This window comes from Lachnospiraceae bacterium KGMB03038 (assembly GCA_007361935.1).
In the GTDB taxonomy this organism is placed as follows: Bacteria; Bacillota; Clostridia; order Lachnospirales; family Lachnospiraceae; genus Massilistercora.
Map to the genome: position 1 here is coordinate 1,541,800 of CP041667.1, position 25,188 is coordinate 1,566,987.

Annotated in this window: 21 protein-coding genes, 2 tRNA genes and 2 pseudogenes; 24 read left to right on the forward strand and 1 reads right to left on the reverse strand. The window is 50.3% G+C overall.

Going from position 1 to position 25,188, the window contains the following annotated elements; translation table 11 throughout:
* Nucleotides 1–9 precede the first annotated feature (9 nt).
* The 12 genes and pseudogenes from FND36_07340 (at nucleotide 10) to FND36_07395 (ending at nucleotide 11,277) form a co-directional block, all read left to right on the forward strand.
* Nucleotides 10–759, forward strand: a complete 750-nt coding sequence (locus FND36_07340) for a segregation/condensation protein A (GenBank protein QDW73866.1) — start codon at nucleotides 10–12, stop codon at nucleotides 757–759.
* 27 nt (nucleotides 760–786) lie between these two features.
* Nucleotides 787–1,356: an SMC-Scp complex subunit ScpB gene (gene scpB, locus FND36_07345; GenBank protein ID QDW75572.1), complete on the forward strand. Its 570-nt coding sequence runs from the start codon at nucleotides 787–789 to the stop codon at nucleotides 1,354–1,356.
* A 73-nt stretch (nucleotides 1,357–1,429) separates the two neighbouring features.
* Nucleotides 1,430–2,665 carry a D-alanyl-D-alanine carboxypeptidase gene (locus tag FND36_07350; GenBank protein QDW73867.1) on the forward strand — a complete coding sequence of 412 codons (1,236 nt, stop codon included), beginning with the start codon at nucleotides 1,430–1,432 and terminating at the stop codon, nucleotides 2,663–2,665.
* Between the two features lie 76 nt (nucleotides 2,666–2,741).
* Complete coding sequence (locus FND36_07355) at nucleotides 2,742–3,209, forward strand: YbaK/EbsC family protein (GenBank protein QDW73868.1); 468 nt, start codon at nucleotides 2,742–2,744, stop codon at nucleotides 3,207–3,209.
* Entirely contained in the window at nucleotides 3,190–4,092 is a 903-nt protein-coding gene (locus FND36_07360) for a helix-turn-helix domain-containing protein (protein ID QDW73869.1), read from the forward strand. The genes FND36_07355 and FND36_07360 overlap by 20 nt, the downstream gene beginning before the upstream one ends.
* A 96-nt stretch (nucleotides 4,093–4,188) precedes the next feature.
* Nucleotides 4,189–5,865 carry an alpha-glucosidase gene (locus FND36_07365; protein ID QDW73870.1) on the forward strand — a complete coding sequence of 559 codons (1,677 nt, stop codon included), beginning with the start codon at nucleotides 4,189–4,191 and terminating at the stop codon, nucleotides 5,863–5,865.
* A 22-nt stretch (nucleotides 5,866–5,887) separates the two neighbouring features.
* A complete protein-coding gene (locus tag FND36_07370) occupies nucleotides 5,888–6,508 on the forward strand; it encodes a sugar O-acetyltransferase (protein ID QDW73871.1) in 621 nt (206 codons plus the stop codon).
* Nucleotides 6,509–6,721: 213 nt separating this feature from the next.
* Nucleotides 6,722–7,720 (forward strand): annotated as a pseudogene (recA, locus tag FND36_07375) (recombinase RecA).
* Nucleotides 7,721–7,801: 81 nt separating this feature from the next.
* Nucleotides 7,802–8,416 carry a regulatory protein RecX gene (locus FND36_07380; protein QDW73872.1) on the forward strand — a complete coding sequence of 205 codons (615 nt, stop codon included), beginning with the start codon at nucleotides 7,802–7,804 and terminating at the stop codon, nucleotides 8,414–8,416.
* A 72-nt stretch (nucleotides 8,417–8,488) separates the two neighbouring features.
* Nucleotides 8,489–10,042 carry a ribonuclease Y gene (rny, locus tag FND36_07385; protein ID QDW73873.1) on the forward strand — a complete coding sequence of 518 codons (1,554 nt, stop codon included), beginning with the start codon at nucleotides 8,489–8,491 and terminating at the stop codon, nucleotides 10,040–10,042.
* A 90-nt stretch (nucleotides 10,043–10,132) separates the two neighbouring features.
* Complete coding sequence (locus FND36_07390; GenBank protein ID QDW73874.1) at nucleotides 10,133–10,678, forward strand: NUDIX hydrolase; 546 nt, start codon at nucleotides 10,133–10,135, stop codon at nucleotides 10,676–10,678.
* A gap of 27 nt (nucleotides 10,679–10,705) precedes the next feature.
* Nucleotides 10,706–11,277: pseudogene (locus FND36_07395) on the forward strand (stage II sporulation protein M).
* A gap of 46 nt (nucleotides 11,278–11,323) precedes the next feature.
* On the opposite strand, the gene FND36_07400 reads toward FND36_07395, so the two are convergent.
* Nucleotides 11,324–11,968 carry a flavin reductase gene (locus FND36_07400; GenBank protein ID QDW73875.1) on the reverse strand — a complete coding sequence of 215 codons (645 nt, stop codon included), beginning with the start codon at nucleotides 11,966–11,968 and terminating at the stop codon, nucleotides 11,324–11,326.
* Nucleotides 11,969–12,142: 174 nt separating this feature from the next.
* On the opposite strand from FND36_07400, the gene argS reads away from it, so the two are divergent.
* From argS to FND36_07460, 12 genes are all read left to right on the forward strand, one after another.
* Nucleotides 12,143–13,909 (forward strand): arginine--tRNA ligase, encoded by a 1,767-nt coding sequence (gene argS, locus FND36_07405; GenBank protein ID QDW73876.1) that lies wholly within the window; start codon nucleotides 12,143–12,145, stop codon nucleotides 13,907–13,909.
* A 3-nt stretch (nucleotides 13,910–13,912) separates the two neighbouring features.
* Nucleotides 13,913–15,076 carry a hypothetical protein gene (locus tag FND36_07410; protein ID QDW73877.1) on the forward strand — a complete coding sequence of 388 codons (1,164 nt, stop codon included), beginning with the start codon at nucleotides 13,913–13,915 and terminating at the stop codon, nucleotides 15,074–15,076.
* The gene (locus tag FND36_07415; GenBank protein ID QDW73878.1) at nucleotides 15,069–15,779 is read left to right on the forward strand and encodes a TIGR01906 family membrane protein; all 711 of its coding nucleotides are present in this window, start codon (nucleotides 15,069–15,071) and stop codon (nucleotides 15,777–15,779) included. Before FND36_07410 ends, FND36_07415 begins: the two co-directional genes overlap by 8 nt.
* A 114-nt stretch (nucleotides 15,780–15,893) precedes the next feature.
* Nucleotides 15,894–19,700, forward strand: a complete 3,807-nt coding sequence (locus FND36_07420; GenBank protein QDW73879.1) for a phosphoribosylformylglycinamidine synthase — start codon at nucleotides 15,894–15,896, stop codon at nucleotides 19,698–19,700.
* A 34-nt stretch (nucleotides 19,701–19,734) separates the two neighbouring features.
* On the forward strand, nucleotides 19,735–19,938 hold the full coding sequence (locus tag FND36_07425; protein ID QDW73880.1) for a hypothetical protein: 204 nt from the start codon (nucleotides 19,735–19,737) through the stop codon (nucleotides 19,936–19,938).
* A gap of 7 nt (nucleotides 19,939–19,945) precedes the next feature.
* Complete coding sequence (locus FND36_07430; protein QDW73881.1) at nucleotides 19,946–21,280, forward strand: NADP-specific glutamate dehydrogenase; 1,335 nt, start codon at nucleotides 19,946–19,948, stop codon at nucleotides 21,278–21,280.
* Nucleotides 21,281–21,425: 145 nt separating this feature from the next.
* A tRNA-Val gene (locus FND36_07435) sits at nucleotides 21,426–21,498 on the forward strand.
* Nucleotides 21,499–21,507: 9 nt separating this feature from the next.
* A tRNA-Met gene (locus FND36_07440) sits at nucleotides 21,508–21,581 on the forward strand.
* 120 nt (nucleotides 21,582–21,701) lie between these two features.
* Complete coding sequence (locus FND36_07445; protein ID QDW73882.1) at nucleotides 21,702–22,733, forward strand: 3-deoxy-7-phosphoheptulonate synthase; 1,032 nt, start codon at nucleotides 21,702–21,704, stop codon at nucleotides 22,731–22,733.
* 135 nt (nucleotides 22,734–22,868) lie between these two features.
* Entirely contained in the window at nucleotides 22,869–23,213 is a 345-nt protein-coding gene (locus tag FND36_07450; GenBank protein QDW73883.1) for a hypothetical protein, read from the forward strand.
* Between the two features lie 3 nt (nucleotides 23,214–23,216).
* Nucleotides 23,217–23,765 (forward strand): 2-C-methyl-D-erythritol 2,4-cyclodiphosphate synthase, encoded by a 549-nt coding sequence (locus FND36_07455; GenBank protein QDW73884.1) that lies wholly within the window; start codon nucleotides 23,217–23,219, stop codon nucleotides 23,763–23,765.
* Nucleotides 23,766–23,832: 67 nt separating this feature from the next.
* Nucleotides 23,833–24,831: a GNAT family N-acetyltransferase gene (locus FND36_07460; protein ID QDW73885.1), complete on the forward strand. Its 999-nt coding sequence runs from the start codon at nucleotides 23,833–23,835 to the stop codon at nucleotides 24,829–24,831.
* The last annotated feature ends 357 nt before the right edge of the window (nucleotides 24,832–25,188 follow it).

A 25,188-nucleotide genomic window follows, 5' to 3' on the forward strand; every position in this document is an offset into this window, starting at 1 on the left:
GGAAGACAGATGGGAATTCCGGTAAAACTGCAGGTGTTTGAAGGTCCGCTGGATCTTCTTCTGCATTTGATCGATAAGAATAAAATTGATATCTATGACATCCCGATCGTGGAGATCACCAACCAATATATGGAGTATATCCGGGCCATGGAGAAGGAAGATCTGAATGTGATGAGTGAGTTCCTGGTCATGGCGGCCACCCTGCTGGATATTAAGTGCCGGATGCTCCTTCCCAAGGAGGTCAAAGAGGACGGAGAGGAAGAGGATCCAAGGCAGGAGCTGGTGGAACAGCTCTTGGAATACAAGATGTATAAGTATATGTCTTACGAGCTGCGGGATCGGGAAGTGGACGGACAAAGAGCCTTGTACCGGGCGCCTTCCATTCCGGAAGAGGTGCAGGAATATGTGGAACCGATAGATATGGATGCGCTGCTGGGGGATCTGACGCTGAGCCGGTTAAATCATATTTTTCAGGATGTGATCCGCAGACAGGCGGATAAGATCGATCCAGTGCGCAGTAAGTTTGGCAGGATCGAAAAGGAGACGGTAACACTCTCTCAGAAGATGGAAGATATCCGAGAATTCGCCCGTAAGAGCAAGACTTTTCGTTTTCGGCAGCTTTTGAGCAGCCAAAGCTCCAGAACGCAGATCGTAGTTACATTTCTGGCGATTCTGCAGCTCATGAAAGAAGGGGCGATGCAAACCCGGCAGGAACAGCCTTTTGATGATATTTTAATCACATGGAAGGCGGCGGATTAGAGATTTAGGAAAGGTTGTATGGATAGAGTGGAGATTAAAAAACTGGAAGGCGCGATCGAAGCGATCCTTTTTACCATGGGAGATTCAGTAGAACTGAGCAAGATTGCCGCCGCCGTGGAGCATGATGAGAACACGGTACGAAAGATCATCCATCAGATGATGGACAAGTATGAGGCGGAGGACAGGGGAATACGGATCGTAGAATTGGAAGATTCTTTCCAAATGTGCACCAAGACGGAAATGTACGAATATCTGATCCGGGTAGCCAAACAGCCGCGGAAATATGTTCTGACAGACGTGCTTCTGGAAACTTTGTCGATCATTGCTTACAAACAGCCGGTAACAAAGCTGGAAGTCGAGAAGATCCGGGGAGTGAAATCAGATCATGCGGTCAATAAGCTGGTGGAATATAATCTGGTCTGTGAGGCCGGAAGGCTGGATGCGCCGGGACGTCCGCTTTTATTTCAGACGACGGAAGAATTTCTGCGAAGATTCAGCATCCATTCCATTGATGATCTGCCGGGCCTGAACCCGGAACAGATGGAGAGTTTCAAGACGGAAGCGGAGGAAGAAGTCCAATTGAAATTGGATATCTGACGAAAGGAAAAAGCATAGACGGACCGCCTGGGTCATACACTGAACTGAACGGGATGAAATGACGGGATGGTTTATGGCGGATCGAATAAAAAAAGCGATAGGGATCGGAGTGCTTTTGATATGCCTTGCGGCCGCGCAGGTTTTTGCGCCCGCGCAGCCAGTCTGTATTCCGGCATATGCCAGGGAAAGCCAAGACGAGCCTTCAAATCTTTACGCCCAGTGCGCAGTCCTGATGGACGGCGGCAGCGGGCGTATTTTATTTGGGAAAAATGAGACTCAGGTTCGGCCCATGGCCAGTACCACTAAGATCATGACCTGTATCCTGGCGCTGGAACAGATGGAAGAGGGCCAGACAGCTGTCGTATCGGACTACGCCGCCAGTCAGCCAAAGGTTCGGCTTGGGGTGAAAGGAAAAGAAGAGTATGCCATCTGGGATCTTCTCTATGCCCTGATGCTGGAATCGTACAATGACAGCGCGGTTGTGATCGCGGAAGGCATCAGTGGGAGCGTGGAGGAATTTGCCGGGCTGATGAATGAAAAGGCCAGGGAATTGGGGTGTAAGGATACTCATTTTGTGACGCCCAACGGTCTGGACGGAGAAGACGAAGGAGGCGTACACGCCACTACGGCCGCGGATCTTGCAAGGATCATGCGTTATTGCATCAGCCAGTCGCCAAAGAAGGAGGAGTTTCTTCAGATCACCCGAACGAAGACGTACCAATTTACAGACTGTTCGGGGAAACGCAGCTTTACCTGTACCAACCACAATGCCTTTTTGGATATGATGGAAGGGGCGCTGAGCGGAAAGACGGGTTTTACCGCTGAGGCGGGATACTGCTATGTGGGGGCCCTTGCGCAGGGAGACCGGACATTCATTGTGGCTCTTCTGGCCTGTGGATGGCCTAATAACAAGAGTTATAAGTGGTCGGATACCCGCAGGCTGATGGAGTACGGACTGGCAAATTATGAGTATCAAGAGATTCAGGTAGATCCGGAGATCCGGGAGATCCCGGTAGATGGCGGAGCAGACCAGGAAGCGCCCTTTGCGAAAGAGGCGTGGGTGAAGGCGGGCCTGCCACAGCCGGAAAGCTTCCAGATCCTTCTTGGGAAGCAGGAACAGGTAGAGATCCGGGAAGAATACCGCCGATCTTTGCAGGCTCCCGTAGAAACGGGCGAGACGGCAGGAAAAGTGCTGTGCATGCTGGATGGAGAAAAGATCCGGGAGTATGAAGTGGTGACGCTTGAAGCATCCGGGGAGCGAAGCTTCGGGTGGTGCCTGGAAGAGATCGTTAAGAGATGGGCGCTGTGAGAGGCTTTTCTTTACTTGCTTTTCCATCTTCCTGGTCCTATAATAGAGCACAGAACGTGAAAAGGAGATACAAGAGATGGCAATCGATAAGGTAAAAGCATATTTTCGTCAGTACGGCATGGAAGAAAGAGTGCGGGAGGAGGCAACCTCCAGCGCGACAGTTGAGGAAGCGGCGGCTACATTAGGCTGCGGGCCGGAGCGGATCGCGAAAACCCTTTCCTTTCACCAGGGAGATAGGGCGGTGTTGGTGGTGACCGCTGGAGACCAGAAGATCGACAATAAGAAATACCGGCAGCAGTTTGGATGCAAAGCCCAGATGTTAAAATTCGAGGAAGTGGAGCCTTTGGTGGGCCACGGCGTAGGAGGAGTCTGTCCTTTTGCGGTCAACGAAGGAGTGGACGTGTACCTGGATGTTTCCATGAAACGGTTTGAAACGGTGTTTCCGGCGGCGGGAAGCTCTAACAGCATGATCGAGCTTACCATAGAGGAATTGGAAACATACAGCCGGTCGAAAGGCTGGGTCGATGTGTGCAAAGAGCGGTAATCCAATGGAAAAGAACACGTTAAAAGAAAACGCGGTCCACGGAACGCAGAATTATCCTTACGCGGAATATTCCTTCGATGGGAAGGAGGACTTCCAGGTGCCGCTGCATTGGCATAAAGAGGCGGAGATTATTTTCATGAAAGAGGGCCGTTATAAAGTGACGGTCAACGCGGAACAATACAGCGGAGAGGCGCCGGCCATGTTCTTTGTGGGGAGCGGGGAGATCCATTCTCTGCGTATGGAGCGCGGAACGGTGGAAACGGCGGTAGTATTTTCCCCTCAAATACTGGAATCCGCTTCCTACGACAGTATTCAGCATACCATTCTCACGCCTTGGATGGAAGGAAAATTAAAGGTCTCATCTTTCCTGGCTCCAGGAGATGCGATGTGGGCAGAAACGCTCTGTTTGTACCGGGAGATCTGGCAGGCGGCAAAAGAGAAAGAGATCGGCTCATACTTAAGGCTGAAGGCGGGATTGTTCCGGCTTTTGGCCAGCCTTTATGAACAAGAGCGAATGATCCGCATAGACCATGGGAAGGAAGAGGACCCAGAGCGGATAGAGCCTTTGAAGAAGGTGCTGGGATTTGTCCGCCAAAATTACAGCCGCAGGATCACGGCAGATGAGATCGCGGATGTGGCGGGGATGAACACTCAGTATTTCTGCCGGTATTTTAAGAAGCATACGGGCAGGACGTTGACGGAGTATGTAAATGATGTGCGGGTGAGCCAGGCGGCGCGGCTGCTTGCCCAGACCCAGGATAAGATCTTGAATATTGCGGTCCAGTGCGGTTATGAAAACGCGGGGTACTTTATCAACCGGTTCCGCCGCTGCAAGGGAATGACGCCTTCTGAGTACCGGGAATGGATGAAAAAGTCAAAATAGTGTAGTGATAGCATTAAATAACAGAAGAAATTTCAAAAAAGAGTATGTATACTGTAATAAGTTTTGAAAAAGAAACGGATTACAGGAGGGTTTGCCATGGAGAGAAAATGGTGGCAGGATAAGGTTGTTTATCAGATTTATCCAAAAAGTTTTAACGATGGAAACGGCGATGGAATTGGAGACTTAAAAGGGATCATTGAGAAACTGGACTATCTGAAAGATCTGGGGATCGATCTGATCTGGCTTTCTCCTATCTATCAGTCCCCCTTTGTAGATCAGGGATATGATATTTCTGACTATTATAAGATCGCGGAAGAATTTGGCACCATGGAAGAGTTTGATCTTCTTCTTGAGGAAGCGAAGAAGCGGGGCATCGGGATCGTGATGGACCTGGTGGTAAATCACTGTTCCGACCAGCATGAGTGGTTCCAGAAGGCGCTGGCGGATCCGGAAGGGGAATATGCGGATTATTTCTACTTCAGAAAGGGAAAGGATGGAAAAGCGCCTACCAATTACCGTTCTTATTTCGGCGGAAGCACCTGGGAGAAAATACCGGGATCGGATAAATATTATCTGCATGTGTTTGCGAAGGAGCAGCCGGATCTGAACTGGGAAAATCCTGTCGTCCGGGAGAAGATCTACGAGATGGTCAACTGGTGGCTGGACAAGGGGATCGCGGGATTCCGCATCGATGCGATCATCAATATCAAGAAGGATCTAAGTTTCCCGGAATTTGAGCCGGATGGACCGGACGGACTGAGCACGGTGACGAAAATGATCGAGCAGGCGGAAGGGATCGGAGAATTCCTGGGAGAGCTGCGGGACCGTACGTTCGCGCCCCATCAGGCGTTTACGGTGGGAGAAGTCTTTAACGTGGAAGAGGATGAACTGGAAGAGTTTGTAGGAGAAAACGGGTATTTCTGCAGTATGTTTGATTTTGGACCCCATATTCTGTCTCAGGGAGAACATGGGTGGTACGATGCTCCGGAAGTCGCGTTTGGAACATGGAGGGATACCATCTTTCATTCCCAGATGGATGGCCAGGGGAAGGTGTTCCTTTCCAATATCATTGAGAATCATGATGAGCCAAGGGGAGCCACCAGGTATCTGCCGCCTCATGCCAGAAACGCGGATGGGGCAAAAATGCTGGGAACCGTCAGCGTGCTTCTTAGAGGGATCCCTTTTATCTACCAGGGGCAGGAGATCGGCATGACCAACTGCAGGATGAAGGATATCAAAGAGTATGACGATCTGGAGACAAAGAATCAGTACCGTCTTGCCAAGGCACAGGGATACACGGAAGAAGAAGCGATGGAGATCTGTTACCGCAACAGCCGGGATAACGCCAGAACGCCTATGCAGTGGAACGCTGGCGCGAACGCGGGATTTACCACAGGAACCCCGTGGCTTCGGGTCAACGACAATTATGAGACGGTGAATGTGGCCAGACAAGAGCAGGATGAAAAATCGGTATTGTCTTATTACCGCAGGCTGATCGCCCTGCGTAAACGTGAGGACTGGAAGGAAACGTTTGTATACGGCAGTTTCCAGCCGGCCTATCAGGAAGAAGAGAATCTCTTTGGCTTCCGTCGGACCGGTCAGGACCGGCAGGCGCTGATCCTGGCGAATTTTGGCGAAGAAGCGGTGGAATTAAAGCTGGAGGAACAGGTAGAAGAGGTGCTTCTTTTCAACCAGGATCTTCCGCAGCTTGACGGAGACCATTTAAAGCTCCGGCCCTGTGAAGCGGTGGTCTTGCGGGTGAAGGAGAAATAAAATAGGAAAACAGGAGACTGGTATGACAGATAAAGAACTGATGCTGAAAGGGAAATTGTATAATCCTTTAGGAGATCCGCGGCTGAAAGAAGATTTCATGAGAGCCAGAAGGCTGACAAGGATCTTCAATTCTCTGACAGAAGACGAGATGGACAAGCGGGCAGAGGTCATCAAGGAACTCTTTGGAAGTACGGGAGAACGGGTCCATGTAGAACAGACCTTCCATTGCGATTATGGCAGCAATATCTATGTGGGAGAGGATTTCTACGCCAACTACGATTGTGTGATCATCGATGTGTGCGATGTGCGCATAGGAGACAATGTAATGCTGGCTCCCAAGGTAGGGATCTACACAGCGGGGCATCCCATCGACGCCGGAGTGCGGAACGAAGGCCTGGAATTTGGGGCGCCTGTCACCATCGGAAATAACGTGTGGATCGGCGGAAGCGCGGTGATCAATCCAGGAGTGACGATCGGGGACAATGTGGTCATTGGTTCTGGTTCCGTGGTGACAAAGGATATCCCAGACAATGTGATCGCCGTAGGGAATCCCTGCCGCATCCTGCGGGAGATCACCCAGGAAGACCGGGAGTATTGGGAGAAGAAAAAGGAAGAATATGAGCAGCTTATGGGACTGTGCTGAGCACAGTCCTTTTTTGTAAGCGGCAGGGTTTGTTTGCGATTGACCGCCGGGAAAAACTGTGCTATAGTGAACCTATCTTTGAGGAAGATCTACAGTTTTATCTTGGCGGTTTCCGCTGGAAAATTCCGTTTTTTTAGTTGACATTTTGTTTCGAGTATACTACTATATTAACCAGAAGCGAACATAAGTTCGAAACGAGAAGGAGAATTTATCATGGCAGGTAATGAAGATAAGAAGAAGGCGTTGGACGCCGCGATCGCGAAGTTGGAGAAGGATTTTGGAAAGGGTACGGTCATGAAGCTGGGAGATCCGGCCGCAAGGGTGGCCGTAGAGACGGTGCCTACAGGGTCGTTAAGCTTGGATATCGCCCTGGGTCTTGGAGGGGTCCCCAAAGGCCGTATCGTGGAGATCTATGGACCGGAATCCAGCGGTAAGACTACGGTGGCTCTCCATATGATCGCGGAAGTGCAAAAGAGAGGCGGCATCGCGGGATTTATCGATGCGGAACATGCGCTGGACCCGGTCTATGCAGGAAATATCGGCGTGGATATTGACGAGCTGTACATCTCTCAGCCGGACAGCGGTGACCAGGCGCTGGAGATCGCGGAGACGATGGTCCGTTCCGGCGCGATGGATATTATCGTCATTGACTCGGTGGCGGCGCTGGTGCCCCGCCAGGAGATCGAGGGCGATATGGGAGATTCCCATGTGGGACTTCAGGCCAGACTGATGTCCCAGGCTCTTCGGAAACTGACGCCGGTGATCAGCAAGTCCAACTGTGTAGTGATCTTTATCAACCAGTTGAGAGAGAAAGTGGGCGTTATGTTTGGAAATCCGGAGACGACTACAGGCGGCCGGGCGCTGAAATTCTATTCCTCTATCCGGATGGATGTGCGCAGGACAGAGACCTTGAAGCAGGGCGGAGAGATGGTCGGAAACCGGACTCGTGTGAAGATCGTGAAGAATAAGATCGCTCCGCCGTTTAAAGAGGCTGAGTTTGACATCATGTTTGGCAAAGGGATCTCCAAGGAGGGAGACATCCTGGATCTGGCGGTGACGGTAGGGCTGGTAAATAAAAGCGGCGCCTGGTTTTCATATAATGGAGAGAAGATCGGACAGGGCAGAGAAAACGCTAAATTGTACCTGGCAGAGCACAAAGAAATCATGGAAGAACTGGAGAAGAAGATCCGGGAACACTATCGCTTCGAAGGCGGAACTGACGAGGGGGAAGGCGGCGGAGAGTCCGGCGCCAAAACAGCGGGAAGCGCAAAAGAGCCGGCAAAGGAGAAGTAAATGGTCATTACAGAGATTGAGGCGGTATCCAGAGCAAGATACAAGATTTTTATCGATGGGAAATTCGCCTTTCTCTTATATAAGGGCGAGCTTTCCAGATATCATCTGGCAAAGGGCAGCGATATAGAAGTAGAGACCTTCCGCCAGATCCGCAGGGAAGTTGTCTTAAAACGCGCCAAGCTGCGGGCGCTCCATCTGCTGAATGATATGGGAAGAACCGAGGAACAGCTCCGTCAGAAACTGAAGCAGAACCATTATCCGGAAGACATTGTTCGGGAGACCCTTGATTATGTCCGGTCTTTTGGTTATATCAACGATGGCGCTTATGCCAGGAATTTTATCGAGACCCGCAAGGGGAAGAAAAGCAGGAGAGAAATCTACGCGAAACTGTGCGAGAAAGGGATTGAAAAAGAAGAGATCGACCAGGCTTTGGAAGAGTGTTATTCAGAGGAAGACTCCAGAGAAGCGATTCGGGAAATCTTAGAGAAAAAGGGCTGGATACCGGGGGAAATGGATGATAAGGACCGGCAGAAAATGCTCGGATTCTTGACCAGGAAAGGCTTTTCTTATGATGATATCCGTCAAGTGATACAGGTTTCTGACTGGAATGCTTGACATCTTTGTGAAAACAGTATAAAATTTAAGTGTTGTAATCGTACAATGAAAACTAAATAAGGAGGTGCTCCTGTGCCGATTGGAATCATAATTGCTGCGGCAGTGGTGCTGATCCTGGCAACGGCAGTCATCAGCCGCTTCGCCACGATCTCCAGTCTGAAGAAAAACGCGGAATCCAAGATTGGAAACGCGGAAAGTAAGGCAAGAGAGATCATCGATGATGCGGTGAAAACGGCTGAGGCAAAGAAGAAGGAGTCTCTCTTGGAAATTAAGGAAGAGTCTATCAAGAATAAAAATGAACTTGAAAAAGAGACAAAAGAACGCCGGGCGGAGTTACAGCGCTACGAGAAACGCGTTCTTTCCAAGGAAGAGGCTTTAGAAAAGAAGTCCGATGCGATCGAGAGGCGGGAAGCGAGCTTTGCAGCAAAAGAAGAGCAGCTGAAACAGCGGGAAGCGAAAGTGGAAGAGCTGAGTAAGCAACGAGTACAGGAACTAGAAAGAATCTCAGGACTTACCTCCGAACAAGCAAAAGAGTATTTATTAAAAACTGTTGAAGACGATGTGAAACATGACACTGCTAAAATGATCAAGGAGATGGAAGCGCAGGCGAAAGAAGAAGCGGATAAGAAGGCAAAGGAATATGTTGTCAACGCGATCCAAAGATGCGCCGCCGACCATGTGGCGGAGACGACGATCTCTGTAGTCCAGCTTCCAAATGATGAAATGAAAGGAAGGATCATCGGAAGAGAGGGACGGAATATCCGTACTCTTGAGACGATGACCGGTGTTGAATTGATCATTGATGATACACCAGAGGCTGTAGTGCTCTCTGGTTTTGATCCTATCAGAAGAGAAGTCGCAAGAATCGCGCTTGAGAAACTGATCGTGGATGGAAGGATCCATCCGGCAAGGATTGAAGAGATGGTGGAAAAAGCGCAGAAAGAAGTCGATGCAATGATCCGTGAAGAAGGAGAGGCGGCAGCCCTTGAAGTTGGCGTTCATGGAATTCATCCAGAGCTTATTAAGCTTCTTGGAAGAATGAAATTCAGAACCAGCTATGGTCAGAATGCCCTGAAACATTCTATTGAGGTTGCGCAGCTTGCCGGACTTCTCGCGGGAGAGATCGGTCTGGATGTCAGAGTAGCAAAACGGGCCGGACTTCTTCATGACATCGGGAAATCCATTGACCATGACGTGGAAGGATCACATATTCAGATCGGCGTCGATCTTTGTCGGAAGTACAAAGAATCGGCAACCGTTATTAACGCAGTGGAAGCACATCACGGCGACGTAGAGCCGCAGACTCTGATCGCCTGCGTGGTACAGGCCGCGGATACGATATCCGCAGCAAGACCGGGCGCGAGAAGAGAGACTTTGGAAACATATACCAACAGGTTAAAACAGTTAGAGGATATCACCAATCAGTTTAAAGGTGTGGACAAATCTTTTGCAATTCAGGCAGGTAGAGAGATTCGTGTTATGGTAGTTCCAGAGCATGTATCTGATGCAGACATGGTATTGATGGCCAGAGATATCGCGAAGCAGATCGAGTACGAGCTAGAATATCCTGGACAGATCAAAGTCAACGTCATTCGGGAATCCCGTGTGGTTGACTATGCCAAGTAGAAGATAAATGTAGAGCAGGACCGGTGTCATCGCCGGTCCTGTTTTGTTTCATTTTGTGTTTTAGAAAAGCAGAGTAAAGGAGGAAAAAGAATGAGTGAAGAAGTTCGGCGTATCGGGCGAGATCTGATCTATCGGGGCGCGATCATTGAAGTTTATCAGGATCACATGGAGTTTGCCAATGGAAACCGGGCGGACTGGGATTATATCCATCATGATGGAGCCGCGGCAGTGGTTCCGGTGTTGGAAGACGGCCGGATCTTGATGGTGCGGCAGTACCGAAGCGCTCTTGGACGGGAAGCGCTGGAGATCCCGGCTGGGAAACTAGACGGGCCAAAAGAAGCGGGAGAAGTCTGCGCGGGAAGAGAATTAGAAGAAGAGACAGGTTACCGCTGTGAGCATTTGGAGTGGCTTTTGACTTTAAGGCCTACCATCGCCTATTGTGATGAAAAGATCGAGATTTTTGTAGCAAGAAATCTGATCCCTTCCAGACAGAATCTGGATGAGGATGAATACGTAGCAGTGGAGGCGTGTTCTCTGGAAGAATTAAAGGAACAGATATTCTCCGGCCGGATTGAGGACGCAAAAACCATCGGGGCGATCTTAGCCTATGAGGCGAAGTATTTGAAGAAGCGATAAGCATATCTAAGGATTTTGGGCATATATATGAAGTATCTTGACGATAGGGAGGCCGGTCTGTGAAGATACGGGAAAGTAAAAGATACTTCATTTTGTTTTTTATGCTGGGATTTCTGGCTGGGATCTTGTATACCAATCTTTTGTCGAAAGACTATATCGCCAGCGCGGGAAGCTTCAGCAACTATTTCTTAAGCCAGTATCAGCAGATGGACATTGATACGGGAGAATTCCTGTGGTATATTCTGCGGGCGAGAAGTATCCCCTTGATCTTGGCATGCGCCTTGGGAAGCACAAAGCTGCGGAAATGGGTAGTGGTGGTTTTCCTGCTTTGGACAGGCTTTTCCAGCGGCTTCCTAATGACCTCCGCGGTGCTGCAGATTGGGATCAAGGGGATCGCTTTGTGCCTGATGGCTTTATTCCCCCACTTTCTCTTTTATGGGGCGGCCTATGTGATCCTTCTTTGGTATTATTTTCAGTATCCGAAAGTGGAATGGAATCGGATGAAAACAGTGTGCTTTCTCTTGCTTACGGCTGTAGGGCTCATACTGGAATGTTATGTGAATCCGGTTTTGCTGAAGTGGCTGATCGGGACGTTTTGATCCATTGGGGCCGGGGGATTTTTAAAAATCCCCCGGCCCCAATGGATCAATTGACTTTCTGGAATTTTTCTTTTGGCTGCCGGCAGATCGGGCAGGTATAAGTGTCGGGAAGCTCTTCAAAGGGAGTTTCTCCATCATATACGTAGCCGCATACGCTGCATTTCCAAACGGCCCTTCCTGACGGCTCATCTTCTTCTGGAAGATAAGTGGGAGCGTTCTTGGGGCTCTTGCCCTTGACGACTTTGTGATAGTAAGCGTAGGTCATAGCTGGATCGGCGCTGTTTACGTCCCCGTCCACGACCTCGCCCAAGAAGACGGTATGGGTGGAAGTCTCCATCTGATCGATGACCCGGCAGACAATATAGCCGCAGGAATCATTGACAATGGGAAGGCCGCTTTCCATCCGGTGATCGACTCCATCGAATTTATTCACGTCTCTTCCGGACTGGAAGCCGAAAGTTCCGATGAGAGAAGGATCTGAATTCTCGGACAGGATGGAGATAGCGAATCTGCCAGACTTTGCGATACAAGAATTGGTAAAGTTGTCGTGATTCATACTGAGGGCTATGGTGGCGGGAGAAGACGTGATCTGCATGATGCTGTTGGCGATGCAGCCGGTATTGCGTTTCCCGTCCAGGGAAGAGATCACGTAAACACCATAAGAAAGATTGCGAAAAACATTGGTATTCATAAGAAGCCTCCTTTGGAAAAATAGTAATAGTTATCATTATATTATCATAAGAGGACGGATTTTACAAGAGAGTTTAAAGATATAGTTGTTGGCAGGATTTTCTTATGATAGAATGACTTAGTATGAAAAGAACAATTCAGAATGGTTTGATGGATAAATGAAGGAGGAAGCAGCATGGAAAAAATGGTGGATCTGATCGGACAGGAGCTGGCAAAGGCTTTTGATCAATCTGGATATGATGCGTCTTACGCGAAGGTGACCCGCTCAGACCGGCCCGATCTTTGTGAGTATCAGTGCAATGGGGCCATGGCTGGCGCGAAAGCCTATCATAAGGCGCCGTTTATGATCGCGGAAGACGTGATCGCTAATCTTGAAAAGAGAGAATGGATGGAGCAGGTGGAAGTGGTAAAGCCGGGCTTCATCAATATCCACGTAAATACGGCTAAGGCGGCAGAATATCTAAACGCTATGAAGAATGACCCGCTGCTGGGCCTGGAGAAGACGGACAAGCCGGAGACGATCCTGATCGATTACGGCGGCCCTAATGTGGCAAAACCGCTTCATGTAGGACATCTTCGCTCAGCCATTATCGGGGAGAGCGTGAAGCGGATCGCCAGGAAGATGGGACATAAAGTGCTGGGAGATATCCATCTTGGAGACTGGGGCTACCAGATGGGGCTGATCATTACGGAACTGGAGGAACGCCAGCCGGATCTTCCTTATTTCCAGAAGGATTATGAGGGGGAATATCCCGCAGAAGCTCCGTTCACCATCGGAGAGCTGGAGGAGATCTATCCAGCCGCTAGCGCGAGAGCCAAGGAAGACGAGACTTACCGGGAGAAAGCGCTCCATGCCACCTATCTTCTGCAGAATGGAGACAGAGGTTGCAGGGCGGTGTGGAAGCATATCATGAATGTATCTGTGGCGGATCTGAAAAAGAATTACGCCAATCTGAATGTAGAGTTTGATCTGTGGAAAGGGGAGTCGGACGCCCAGGCGGACATCCCGGAGATGATCGAGGAGATGAAAAGGGATGGTTATGCCCATCTGGATGAAGGCGCCCTGGTGATCGATGTCCAGGAGGAATCGGACACAAAGGAAATCCCTCCCTGTATGATCCAGAAGTCGGACGGGGCTTCTCTTTACGGGACCACCGATCTTGCCACGTTAGTACAGCGGGAGAGAGACTATCACCCGGACCAGATTATTTATGTGGTGGATAAGCGGCAGGAACTGCATTTCGTCCAGGTGTTCCGGGCGGCCAGGAAAACAGGGATCGTGCCGGAAGAGACCCGTCTGCGTTTCCTGGGATTCGGAACCATGAACGGGAAGGATGGAAAGCCTTTCAAGACCAGAGAAGGCGGGGTTATGCGGCTGGAAATGCTGATCTCGGAGATCCAGGAGGAAATGTATAAGAAGATCGCCGAAAACCGGACGGTAGACGAAGAGGAGGCCAGCGAGACGGCGAAGATCGTAGGGCTTTCCGCCATCAAATACGGCGACCTTTCCAACCAGGCATCCAAGGATTATGTGTTTGACGTAGACAGGTTTACCTCTTTTGAGGGCAATACGGGGCCTTATATCCTTTACACGATCGTGCGGATCAAGTCTATCTTGAGCAAATATGAGGCGGAAGGAAAGAACCCGGAAGAGACGGTGATCACAGAGACGAAAGAGGGGCTGACCAAGACGCTCATGCTGTCCTGCGCCCGGTATAATGAAGTGATCGAGGGAGCGTTCGCTGAGCTGGCGCCCCATAAGATCTGCGCCTATATCTATGACCTGGCAAATGATTTCAACCGGTTCTATCATGAGACCCGGATTCTGGCGGAGGAAGATCCGAAGAAGAAAGAAAGCTATATCGCCCTTCTGGTGCTGACCAAACGGGTACTGGAAGCTTGTATCGATATGCTGGGCTTTGAGGCCCCGGAGAGGATGTAAGAAATGACGGAACGTTTGTATTATAAGGACAGCCATACCAGAGAATTTGAGGCAGAAGTGCTGCTGTGCGAGCCGGAAGGAGATTTTTTCAAAGTAATATTGGACAAGACGGCGTTTTTCCCGGAAGGGGGTGGACAGTACGCGGATACGGGAAAGATTGGGGGTGTCCGAGTGCTGGATGTAAAAGAACGGGACGGCCAGATCTGGCATAAGACGGAGAAGCCGCTGACTCCGGGAACTAAGGTGCGGGGCTGTATTGACTGGGAGCAGCGGTTCGACCGGATGCAGCAGCATACCGGAGAACACATTGTGTCTGGTCTGGTACACCAGAAATTTGGTTATGATAATGTGGGATTCCACTTGGGAGAAGATTACTGTACGATGGATTTTAACGGTCCGATCACCAAGGAACAGTTAAAAGAGATCGAGCGGGAAGCCAACCAGGCGGTATTCGCTGATCTTCCGGTGACCGTTCTCTATCCTTCCAAGGAAGAGCTGGAGGATCTGGATTACCGCAGTAAGATCGAGATCCAAGGCCAGGTGCGCCTGATCTCGATCCCCGGCTGTGATCTGTGCGCCTGCTGCGCCCCCCATATGGATACCACCGGGGAGATCGGCCTGATCAAGCTGGTCAGCATGGTCAACTACAAAGGGGGAGAACGTATTACGCTCCTGGCCGGAATGAGGGCTTTGAAGGATTATGAGGAAAAGGAGGCGAACGCAAAGGCGATTTCAGCTCTATTGTGCGCGAAGGAGCCGGAGATCGCCCAGGCGGTGGAGCATTTAAAGGAAGAACAGGCGAATCTGAAGCGGAAAAACAGTTCCCTTCAGAAGAAGTTCCTCAGATATCTGGCGGAGGAGATCAATGTGGAGGATCCGGTCGTGACAGTGTTTGAGGAAGAGCTTGCCGGGGATGCGCCCCGTGAACTGATGAACCTGCTCCTGGAAAAAGGAGCCGGGGTATGCGCGGTGTTTGCGGATAATCAAGAGGGATTCCGGTATGTGATCGGGAGCCATACAAAGGATGTGCGTCCGCTGTGCCGGAAGCTGAATGAGGCGCTGGATGGAAGAGGCGGCGGAAAGCCGGAGATGGTCCAGGGCTCTGTTAAGGCAGGAACCAAGGAAGAGATCCGGGCGCTGTGCGGGGAGGTGCTGCCCAATGAGTAAAGCCCAGAAGTTCCTTGGGACGCTGGCCATGTTTCTTTTGATCCTGGCTCTTTTGATCACCAGTTTTCAGATTGGCATCTATGGAGATCCGCAGTATGGATTCTACGAGACGGAATATGAGAAATATCAGGTGACGGATGCGCTTGGAATGGGGATGAGGGACGTGATGGAGGTGACAGACCACATGATGGCCTATCTCATTGGAGCGGAGGAAGAATTGTCCATCGTCACTCATGTAGATGGAGAGGAACAGGATTTCTTCAACGAACAGGACCGCATCCATATGGCGGATGTGAAGGATCTGTTCTTGGGCGGCCTAAAAGTTCGGACCATCTGTCTGATACTGGCGGCTCTCCTGATCCTGGTCCTGGCAGTCAGAAAGGCGGATTTAAAACGTTTCCTGCCAGGCTGCTATTTCCGGGCGTTTGGGATTTTCCTGGCGGCAGCGGCGTTTCTTGCCGCCGCGTTTGCCATTGATTTTACCCGATGTTTCACCATTTTCCATGAGATTTTTTTTACCAATGACCTATGGATCTTTGATCCGGCCACAGATTATATGATCCGGATGCTGTCGGAGGGTTTTTTTGCGGATATGGTGGCCCGGATCGGAGGAATCTTCCTTGGGATCCTGGCGGCGCTGTTTGTGGTATTTTTTATCTGGCGTCGGATCGCGTGGAAAAAGGAGAATCCGGAAAAATCATGAGATTCGCTGTGCGGATCAAAAGGAACCATGTTATAATAAAAGAAGTCGGAGAAATCCGTGGCTTCATGGGGAAGAAATTGCCCCTGACATCATAAATCAGATGGAGGAAAAACTATGAGTAAGGTAAGACGAGTGTACGTGGAGAAAAAGCCGGGATTCGCTGTGCAGGCGGAAGAACTGCGGCATGAGATCCAAAGTTATCTTGGAATTAAGCAGGTGACTGGCGTGCGGGTACTGATCCGCTATGATGTAGAAGATCTTAGGTCAGAAACCTTTGAGAAGGCCTGCCAGGGGATTTTCGCGGAACCTCCGGTGGACAATCTTTATCTGGAGGAATTTCCAAAAGAGGCACAGGACCGTGTTTTCTCTGTAGAATACCTGCCGGGACAGTTTGATCAAAGAGCAGATTCCGCGGTCCAGTGCGTACAGTTTATCCGCGAGGATGAAATGCCGGTGATCCGTACCGCCACTACCTATGTGATCCAGGGAGAGATCACAGACGAGGAATTTGCGGCCATTCGAAACCACTGCATCAATCCGGTGGATTCCAGGGAAGCTGGAGAAGAGAAGCCGGAAACTCTTGTAGTGAATTTTGATGAGCCAAAAGACGTGATCGTCTTCCAGGGCTTCCAAGATATGGGAGAGCAGGAACTGAAGGGATTGTATGATTCCCTGGGACTTGCTATGACGTTTAAAGATTTCCTCCATATTCAGAATTATTTTAAAGGAGAAGAAAAAAGAGATCCTTCCATGACAGAGATCCGGGTGCTGGACACCTATTGGTCGGATCACTGCCGGCATACCACCTTCTCCACCGAGCTTACAGACGTTTCCTTCGGAGACGGAGACTACCGGGAGCCTATGGAGGAGACCTACCGCCAGTATCTGAAAGATCACAGCGAGATCTTCCGCGGCAGAGAGGATAAGTTCGTCTGCCTGATGGATCTTGCGCTGATGGCGATGCGTAAGCTGAAAAAGGAAGGAAAGTTAGAGGACCAGGAAGAGTCGGAAGAGATCAACGCCTGCAGCATTGTGGTCCCTGTAGAAGTAGACGGGGTGGAGGAAGAATGGCTGGTGAATTTCAAGAATGAGACCCACAACCATCCGACCGAGATCGAACCTTTCGGAGGAGCGGCCACCTGCCTGGGAGGCGCGATCCGGGATCCCCTGTCAGGAAGGACCTATGTGTACCAGGCTATGCGTGTGACGGGCGCCGCGGACCCGACAGTTTCTATGGGAGATACCATGAAGGGGAAACTGCCTCAGAAAAAGCTGGTGAGGGAAGCGGCTCACGGATACAGTTCCTACGGCAACCAGATCGGACTTGTTACAGGGGCGGTCAAAGAAATCTATCACCCTGATTATGTGGCGAAACGGATGGAGATTGGGGCAGTACTGGGCGCGGCTCCCAGACGGGCCGTGATCCGAGAGACTTCAGATCCGGGAGATATTATCATTCTTCTGGGCGGAAGGACCGGACGGGACGGCTGCGGCGGAGCCACGGGATCTTCCAAAGTTCATACAGAAGAATCGATCGAGACCTGCGGAGCGGAAGTGCAGAAGGGAAATCCGCCTACCGAGCGTAAGATCCAGCGTCTGTTCCGCAGAGAGGAAGTCAGCCGCCTGATCAAGAAATGCAACGACTTCGGGGCCGGCGGCGTATCCGTCGCGATCGGCGAACTGGCTGATGGGCTCCGGGTGGATCTGGATAAAGTGCCGAAGAAATACGCGGGCTTAGACGGAACAGAGATCGCTATTTCAGAGTCTCAGGAACGGATGGCCGTGGTCGTGGATCCCAAAGATGTGGATGCGTTTCTTGCATATGCCAAGGAAGAAAACCTGGAAGCCACAAAGGTTGCGGTGGTAACAGAAGAGCCGAGGCTGGTGCTGGTTTGGAGAGGCCGGGAGATCGTAAATATCGCAAGAGCATTCCTGGATACCAACGGGGCGCATCAAGAGACCCGTGTGGCGGTAGATATTCCAAACCGGGCGGACAGTATCCTGGGAAGACCGGAAGTAGAGGATGTACGGACAAAATGGCTGGAAACTTTAAAGGATTTGAATGTCTGCTCCCAGAAAGGCCTGGTAGAAATGTTCGACGGTTCTATCGGAGCTGGTTCTGTCCTGATGCCCCATGGCGGGAAGTACCAGATGACGGAGACCCAGACCATGGTAGCCAAACTGCCGGTGCTGAATGGAGACTGCGATACTGTAACGATGATGAGTTATGGATTTGACCCTTATCTGTCATCCTGGAGCCCATATCATGGCGCCATTTACGCAGTGACAGAATCAGTGGCGAAGATCGTGGCTTCTGGCGGCGACTTCCGGAAGATCCGATTCACCTTCCAGGAATACTTCCGGAGGATGACAGAAGATCCTCATAGATGGAGCCAGCCTTTCGCGGCTCTTTTAGGAGCTTACAGCGCCCAGCTTGGCTTTGGCCTTCCTTCTATCGGCGGAAAAGACAGTATGTCAGGGACTTTTGAAGAGATCGACGTACCGCCGACATTGGTTTCTTTCGCGGTAGACGTGGCAAAAGAAAAGGACGTGATCACACCGGAATTGAAGAAAGCGGGAAGCAAGCTGATCCGGATCGGCATTGAGAAAGACGAGTACGATATTCCTGTCTATGAGAAGGTGATGGAACAATACGGGAAACTGACGGAAGATATGCGGGCCGGAAGGATTTTGTCCGCCTATGTAACAGACCGTCATGGAGTGATCGCGGCAGTCAGCAAGATGGCTTTTGGAAATGGAATGGGTGTGAAGATCGAACATTCTATGGATCCAAGAGATCTGTTTGCGCCGGCTTTTGGTGAAATCGTGGCGGAAGTGCCGGAGGGCAAAGTCGGAGAACTTGCGGTGAGCTATACGGTGATCGGTGAAGTGACCGATGACGGACGTTTCTCCTATGGAAATGTGGAGATTCCGCTCTGCGAGGCCGAGGAGGCTTGGACAGGAACCTTAGAGAAGGTATTTCCTACCCGCTCCGGAGCAGAGGAAGAGCCGGAAGCAGTCTTCCTGACAAAGATCGCCGGGAAGGAAACAGAAGGCAGACTGCGGGAAGACGGCTGCTTCGAGGCTTCAAAAGTCTATGTGTGCGGCCATAAGATCGGGCAGCCTACCGTGTTTATTCCAGTATTTCCTGGAACCAACTGTGAATTTGACAGCGCCAAAGCCTTTGAACGGGCAGGGGCAAAGACGGTGGTGAAAGTGTTCCGCAATCTGGATGCGGCAGACATTGTAGATTCTGTGCAGGTGTTTGAGAAAGCTATTAACGAGGCCCAGATCATCATGTTCCCAGGCGGATTCAGCGCGGGAGACGAACCGGACGGTTCCGCAAAATTCTTTGCCACCGCTTTCCAGAACGCAAAGCTAAAAGAAGCGGTGGAGCGGCTGCTGAATGAAAGAGACGGACTTGCTCTTGGAATCTGCAACGGATTCCAGGCTTTGATCAAACTGGGACTGGTGCCGTCCGGCAAGATCACAGGCCAGATGGAAAATTCCCCCACTTTGACCTACAATACCATTGGACGTCACATTTCAAAGATGGTCTATACAAAAGTAGTGACAAATAAATCCCCATGGCTTTCCCAGGCTGAGCTTGGCGGTGTTTATGTAAATCCGGCTTCCCACGGAGAAGGCCGCTTTGTAGCGCCGAAGGAGGCGATCGCTCAATTATTTGCCAATGGACAGGTGGCTACCAGATACTGTGACCCGGAAGGAAATATCTGTGTCGGTGACGAAGAATGGAATGTGAACGGTTCCTATCTGGCTATTGAGGGTATTACCAGCCCGGACGGCCGTGTGTTTGGGAAAATGGCCCACGCGGAACGGCGGGGAAGGTCTGTGGCTGTGAATATTTATGGGGAGCAGGACATGAAGATCTTTGAGTCTGGTGTGGCTTACTTTAAATAGACGGGTTTGTATCTGTAAAGGAGAAATGTAAAAAATGAAACATTTGCGGAGAATTGTTGCAGGCGGAGTTCCGACGGGCCAAGAATTCTCCGCAATTTTTTTCTCAAATGCAGGAATGGAAGAAGGAAATTGCAGAGAAGTTGCAGAAAATTGCAAAAAAAAACTTGTGTTCCAGAGGGAAATCCTTTACAATAGTAAAGGGCCAAAGTGCCGGAAGGAATCAAGTTTTAGGAGGTAGAAAGCGTATGTCATATGTTGATGAAGTCCTGGAAAAGGTAGTGGCGAAAAATCCAGCGGAACCGGAGTTCCACCAGGCAGTCAAAGAAGTATTGGAATCTCTCCGGGTAGTGATCGAGGCAAACGAGGATAAGTACAGGAAAGAAGCGCTCCTGGAGCGTCTTGTGGAGCCGGAGCGGCAGATCAAGTTCCGGGTGCCGTGGGTGGACGATGCGGGACAGGTACAGGTAAATACCGGTTACCGTGTACAGTTTAACAGCGCGATCGGTCCATACAAGGGAGGCCTTCGTCTTCATCCGTCTGTAAATCTTGGAATCATCAAATTCCTTGGATTTGAGCAGGTATTTAAAAACTCTTTGACAGGCCTGCCGATCGGCGGCGGAAAAGGCGGTTCCGACTTTGATCCAAAGGGCAAATCAGACAGAGAAGTAATGGCATTCTGCCAGAGCTTTATGACAGAACTTTGTAAATATATCGGCGCGGATACCGATGTGCCGGCAGGTGATATTGGTACAGGGGCAAGAGAGATTGGATATCTCTTTGGCCAGTATAAGAGAATCAAGGGGCTGTATGAGGGCGTACTGACCGGAAAAGGCCTGACTTACGGCGGATCTCTGGCAAGAACGGAAGCTACCGGATATGGCCTTTTGTATCTGACAGAAGAAATGCTGAAGATCAATGGCAAGGATATCAAAGGCAAGACGGTTGCGATTTCCGGTTCCGGAAATGTTGCTATCTACGCGACAGAAAAAGCGCAGGAGCTGGGAGCTAAGGTAGTGACAGCCAGCGATTCTACCGGATGGGTTTATGATCCGGAAGGAATCGATGTTGCGGCGCTGAAAGAGATCAAAGAGGTCAATCGCGCAAGACTGACCGAGTACAAGAAATACCGTCCAAACTCTGAGTACCATGAGGGAAGAGGCGTATGGTCTGTGAAAGTAGATATCGCCCTTCCATGCGCAACCCAGAATGAACTGCACCTGGAAGACGCGAAGATGCTGGTTGAGAACGGCTGCTTTGCGGTAGCAGAAGGAGCTAATATGCCGACCACATTGGAAGCTACCGAATATCTGCAGGAAAAAGGAGTCCTGTTTGCGCCTGGAAAAGCGGCTAACGCCGGCGGCGTGGCAACTTCCGCGCTGGAGATGTCTCAGAACAGCGAGCGTTTAAGCTGGACCTTTGAAGAAGTAGATGCGCGTTTAAAGAGGATCATGGTGAATATCTGTCACAATATGGCAGATGCGGCGGAGCGTTACGGAATGGCAGGAAACTACGTTGCGGGCGCGAATATCGCCGGATTTGAGAAAGTAGTAAACGCTATGGAAGCGCAGGGAATCGTATAAGATTATGTTGATTTTTAATTAGGGCCGGGGGATTTTTAAAAATCCCCCGGCCCTAATTAAAAAATGTAAAAAAAGGTATTGACAATTCTTGTCGGTAAATAGTATAATAGCAAAGCGGGTTCGAGATAAGGGCCCGTAAGTATATGGGGTCTTAGCTCAGCTGGGAGAGCATCTGCCTTACAAGCAGAGGGTCATAGGTTCGAGCCCTATAGGCCCCATATCTATGCGGCGGAATAGCTCAGTTGGCTAGAGCACACGGTTCATACCCGTGGTGTCGCTGGTTCAAATCCAGTTTCCGCTACTTTGGAGAATAAGCGGCAGAGAATGTTCTGCCGCTTATTTTTTTGATTCTGGGGCCGCGGCGAATGGTCCGGGGCATTGGACCAAAGAGTTAGCAGCATATGTTTGGAGGAAAAGGAAAATGTCGATGAGAATCAACCATGAACTTCCGTTGCCGGAAGTGTTGAAAGAAAAATATCCTCTCTCAGAGAAGATCAGAAAGATCAAAGAGAAAAGAGATGAGGAAATCCGGGATATTTTTACCGGGAAGTCGGATAAATTTATTCTGCTGATCGGGCCTTGCTCCGCGGATAACGCCGAGTCTGTCTGTGAATATGCCGGCCGGCTCAAAGAGGTGGCGGACCAGGTCTCGGACAGATTGATGATCATTCCCAGGGTCTACACCAATAAACCTAGGACTACCGGGGAAGGATACAAGGGAATGCTGCATCAGCCCGACCCGGAACGGGAACCGGATCTTCTGGCTGGAATCATCGCGATCCGCAAGCTGCATATCCGGGTCATGGAAGAGACAGGGCTCTCTACGGCGGATGAAATGTTGTATCCGGAGAACCGGAGTTATCTGGATGATGTATTGTCTTATGAAGCAGTGGGCGCCCGGTCGGTGGAGGACCAGCAGCATAGACTGACGGCAAGCGGCATGGATATCCCGGTGGGAATGAAGAATCCTACCAGCGGAGATCTTTCCGTGATGCTTAATTCTGTGACGGCGGCTCAGCGGCCCCATCGTTTTATTTACCGGGGATACGATGTGGAGACAGATGGAAACGCGCTGGCTCATACTATTTTACGGGGCGGCGTGGATAAGTACGGCAAAAATATTCCAAACTACCACTATGAGGATCTGGCCCGGCTGGCTCAGATGTATGAGGAAAGACAGCTGCAAAATCCGGCGGTGATCGTGGACGTAAACCACTCTAATTCCGGCAAACAGTTCCGGGAACAGATCCGCATTGTCAGTGAAGTGCTCCACAGCAGAAACTATGACCCAAGACTGAAGAAACTGGTAAAAGGTGTTATGATCGAAAGCTATTTGGTGGAAGGAAGACAGGAGATTTCTGAAAATCTGGTATATGGCCAGTCGATCACAGACCCCTGTATTGGATGGGAAGATACCAGGAAGCTGATCTGCGAGATCGCTGAGAAATGCTGATCTGCGAGATCGTTGAAGAAGTGCTAAATATGGCTTGTTCGCTTTTTTTCCCTATGATATAATAGCTTGAGAATATAGGGCGGACCCAGGGAGGGCCGCCAAAGCTGACAGCAGAAGGACAAAGGAGGATGTCGCATGAGCAGAAGTCGTGTGGTTTTTAGAGTGATCGTAGGCGGATATCTGGCCTATACAGGTTTTTCCCTGGTAGGAAACGCCATGTCTGATCGGCCGGAGAACTATGTTTTATATACAGTGATCGGAATCTTATTCCTGATCGTAGGGGTTGCCTGGTGCGCAAGCGCGCTTATTCGGTTCGCGCGGCATGACTATGACGATGGATTGGGAGAAGGCCCGGCGATAGAGGAAGAAACGGCGGAAGAAGAGCCTGTATTAAAAGACGAGGCTGCGGCGGAAGAAAAATCCACGGCAGATGAAATGGCAGAAGATACAGCAGAAACTCAGGCAGGAAAAGAGGAATAGAGTATGCGGGTTGGAATGGGCTATGATGTACACAGACTGACGGAAGACAGAGATTTGATCCTGGGGGGAGTGAAGATTCCTTATGAGAAAGGACTCTTGGGACATTCGGACGCAGACGTGCTCATTCATGCGGTGATGGATGCCCTGCTGGGAGCAGCCGCTTTGGGAGACATTGGAAAACATTTTCCAGATACGGATCCCCAATATAAAGGCGCGTCCAGTATGAGGCTGCTGGAGCAAGTGGGGAAACTGATCGAAGAAAAATTGTATGTGATCGAGAATATTGATGCGACGATCATTGCGCAAAGACCCAAGATGGCGCCTTATATCCAGGAAATGAGGCAGAATATCGCATCCGCCCTCCATTTGGACCCAGACCAGGTCAACGTAAAGGCGACCACAGAAGAGGGCCTTGGATTTACCGGGACTGGGGAAGGAATATCTTCTCAGGCGGTAGCCTGTCTGGAAGCAGTTAAAAATTACAGCTATCCGGTGGGACCAGACTGCGGAAGGTGCGGCGGCTGTCAGGGGTCCCGCGGGCAGGAAGCGTAAAAATGTTGCAAGAGAAAGCTCCAGGAGGGGCTTTCTTTCTTTTGAAAATGTAAGGAGATGGCAGAAAATGAAGATCAGAAAGCTGGAAAGGCAGGAACATGGAAATACACGTCCTCTGTATGAAACTGTTTTTACAGAAGACAGTAAGAGCTTTGTAGATTACTACTATACAGAAAAGACAAGAGACAATCAGATTTATGTCGCGGAAGAAGATGGAGGGATCCGCGCCATGCTCCATTTGAATCCCTACACGCTGATGGTCAACGGAGTCAGAAAAGAGGCAAACTATATCGTTGCGGTGGCAACGCAGAAAGAATATCGAGGAAGGCGCTACATGGCGAGGCTTCTTGAACGGTCTCTGCGGGACATGTACAGGGCGGGGGAAATCTTTACATTTCTCATGCCGGCGGCAGAAGCGATCTACCTGCCTCACGACTTCCGGACGGTGTATGAGCAGGAACGGAAATTTTATGAAGAAACCTCAGAGACTCCGGAGATTTCCATATCTCAGGCCAAAGAAGAGGATCTGGAGTCTCTTTCTTTGGCGGCGAATACCTGGCTGGAGCGAAATTATCAGGTGTATGCTCTCCGGGATGCGGGTTATTACCGGAGACTGATGAAAGAATACGAAAGTGACGGCGGCCGTCTGATGGTATATCGGAAAGAAGGGCAGATCGTAGACTGCCGGCCTTATATGCCTGGTGAAAACGGGAAAGAAAAGCCTAAGATCATGATCCGGATCGTGGACGCTCGCCGGATGCTGATGTCCCTGCGGCTGAAAAGCCTGATGGCCGTATGCTTCTGTATAGAGGATCCTATCATCCCGGAAAACAATCGGTGCCTGACCCTTACAGGGACCGAATTCTCCGGTATCATGCTGATGGAATCCCCCAAAGAAAACAGCGAAGGAACCATCCCGATCGCGGCGCTGGGAAGCTTCCTCTTTGGCGCCGTGAGCGCGGAAGAGCTCTGCCGGGAAGAAGGAGTAGAAATGACAGAGCGGATGAAAAACGAACTAAAAAAAATCCAGCCATTGACCAGACTCTATCTGAACGAGACCGTGTGACACAAAAAGGTACAGGGTAATTGTCAATTTGGGACGTAGTAAAATGCAAAAAGACTACGTCCCCAGTTAACAATTTAACAATTGACAAATCTCCTGATTTCACATATGATATATCCTATATAAGGCAAAGACGCTGAACGGAAAGAGTAGCGGAGGATGGATCTAAAAGAGAGAAACTGTCACCGGCTGAAAGCAGTTTTAAGGGATACCGCCGTGAAGTGCATCCGGGAGTCTGCCTGGCGAACGAGTTTTTCCAGTAGCCGGGCACGGGTTACACACGTTACGTGTTTCGAGTGGAGAATTCTTGTTTGGCAGGGATTTTCTATAAGAGTGGAACCGCGGAGCTTGACTTCGTCT

Excerpts from the sequence above, each read along its gene's own strand:
- FND36_07370 (QDW73871.1), top strand. The coding sequence starts at position 5,888 with ATGACAGATAAAGAACTGATGCTGAAAGGGAAATTGTATAATCCTTTA.
- argS (QDW73876.1), top strand. The coding sequence starts at position 12,143 with ATGGAAAAAATGGTGGATCTGATCGGACAGGAGCTGGCAAAGGCTTTT.
- FND36_07425 (QDW73880.1), top strand. The coding sequence starts at position 19,735 with ATGAAACATTTGCGGAGAATTGTTGCAGGCGGAGTTCCGACGGGCCAA.
- FND36_07415 (QDW73878.1), top strand. The coding sequence starts at position 15,069 with ATGAGTAAAGCCCAGAAGTTCCTTGGGACGCTGGCCATGTTTCTTTTG.
- FND36_07460 (QDW73885.1), top strand. The coding sequence starts at position 23,833 with ATGAAGATCAGAAAGCTGGAAAGGCAGGAACATGGAAATACACGTCCT.
- FND36_07355 (QDW73868.1), top strand. The coding sequence starts at position 2,742 with ATGGCAATCGATAAGGTAAAAGCATATTTTCGTCAGTACGGCATGGAA.
- FND36_07360 (QDW73869.1), top strand. The coding sequence starts at position 3,190 with ATGTGTGCAAAGAGCGGTAATCCAATGGAAAAGAACACGTTAAAAGAA.
- FND36_07430 (QDW73881.1), top strand. The coding sequence starts at position 19,946 with ATGTCATATGTTGATGAAGTCCTGGAAAAGGTAGTGGCGAAAAATCCA.
- FND36_07400 (QDW73875.1), bottom strand. The coding sequence starts at position 11,968 with ATGAATACCAATGTTTTTCGCAATCTTTCTTATGGTGTTTACGTGATC.
- FND36_07365 (QDW73870.1), top strand. The coding sequence starts at position 4,189 with ATGGAGAGAAAATGGTGGCAGGATAAGGTTGTTTATCAGATTTATCCA.
- FND36_07380 (QDW73872.1), top strand. The coding sequence starts at position 7,802 with ATGGTCATTACAGAGATTGAGGCGGTATCCAGAGCAAGATACAAGATT.
- FND36_07350 (QDW73867.1), top strand. The coding sequence starts at position 1,430 with ATGGCGGATCGAATAAAAAAAGCGATAGGGATCGGAGTGCTTTTGATA.
- FND36_07340 (QDW73866.1), top strand. The coding sequence starts at position 10 with ATGGGAATTCCGGTAAAACTGCAGGTGTTTGAAGGTCCGCTGGATCTT.
- FND36_07455 (QDW73884.1), top strand. The coding sequence starts at position 23,217 with ATGCGGGTTGGAATGGGCTATGATGTACACAGACTGACGGAAGACAGA.
- FND36_07410 (QDW73877.1), top strand. The coding sequence starts at position 13,913 with ATGACGGAACGTTTGTATTATAAGGACAGCCATACCAGAGAATTTGAG.
- FND36_07445 (QDW73882.1), top strand. The coding sequence starts at position 21,702 with ATGTCGATGAGAATCAACCATGAACTTCCGTTGCCGGAAGTGTTGAAA.
- FND36_07450 (QDW73883.1), top strand. The coding sequence starts at position 22,869 with ATGAGCAGAAGTCGTGTGGTTTTTAGAGTGATCGTAGGCGGATATCTG.
- FND36_07390 (QDW73874.1), top strand. The coding sequence starts at position 10,133 with ATGAGTGAAGAAGTTCGGCGTATCGGGCGAGATCTGATCTATCGGGGC.
- FND36_07420 (QDW73879.1), top strand. The coding sequence starts at position 15,894 with ATGAGTAAGGTAAGACGAGTGTACGTGGAGAAAAAGCCGGGATTCGCT.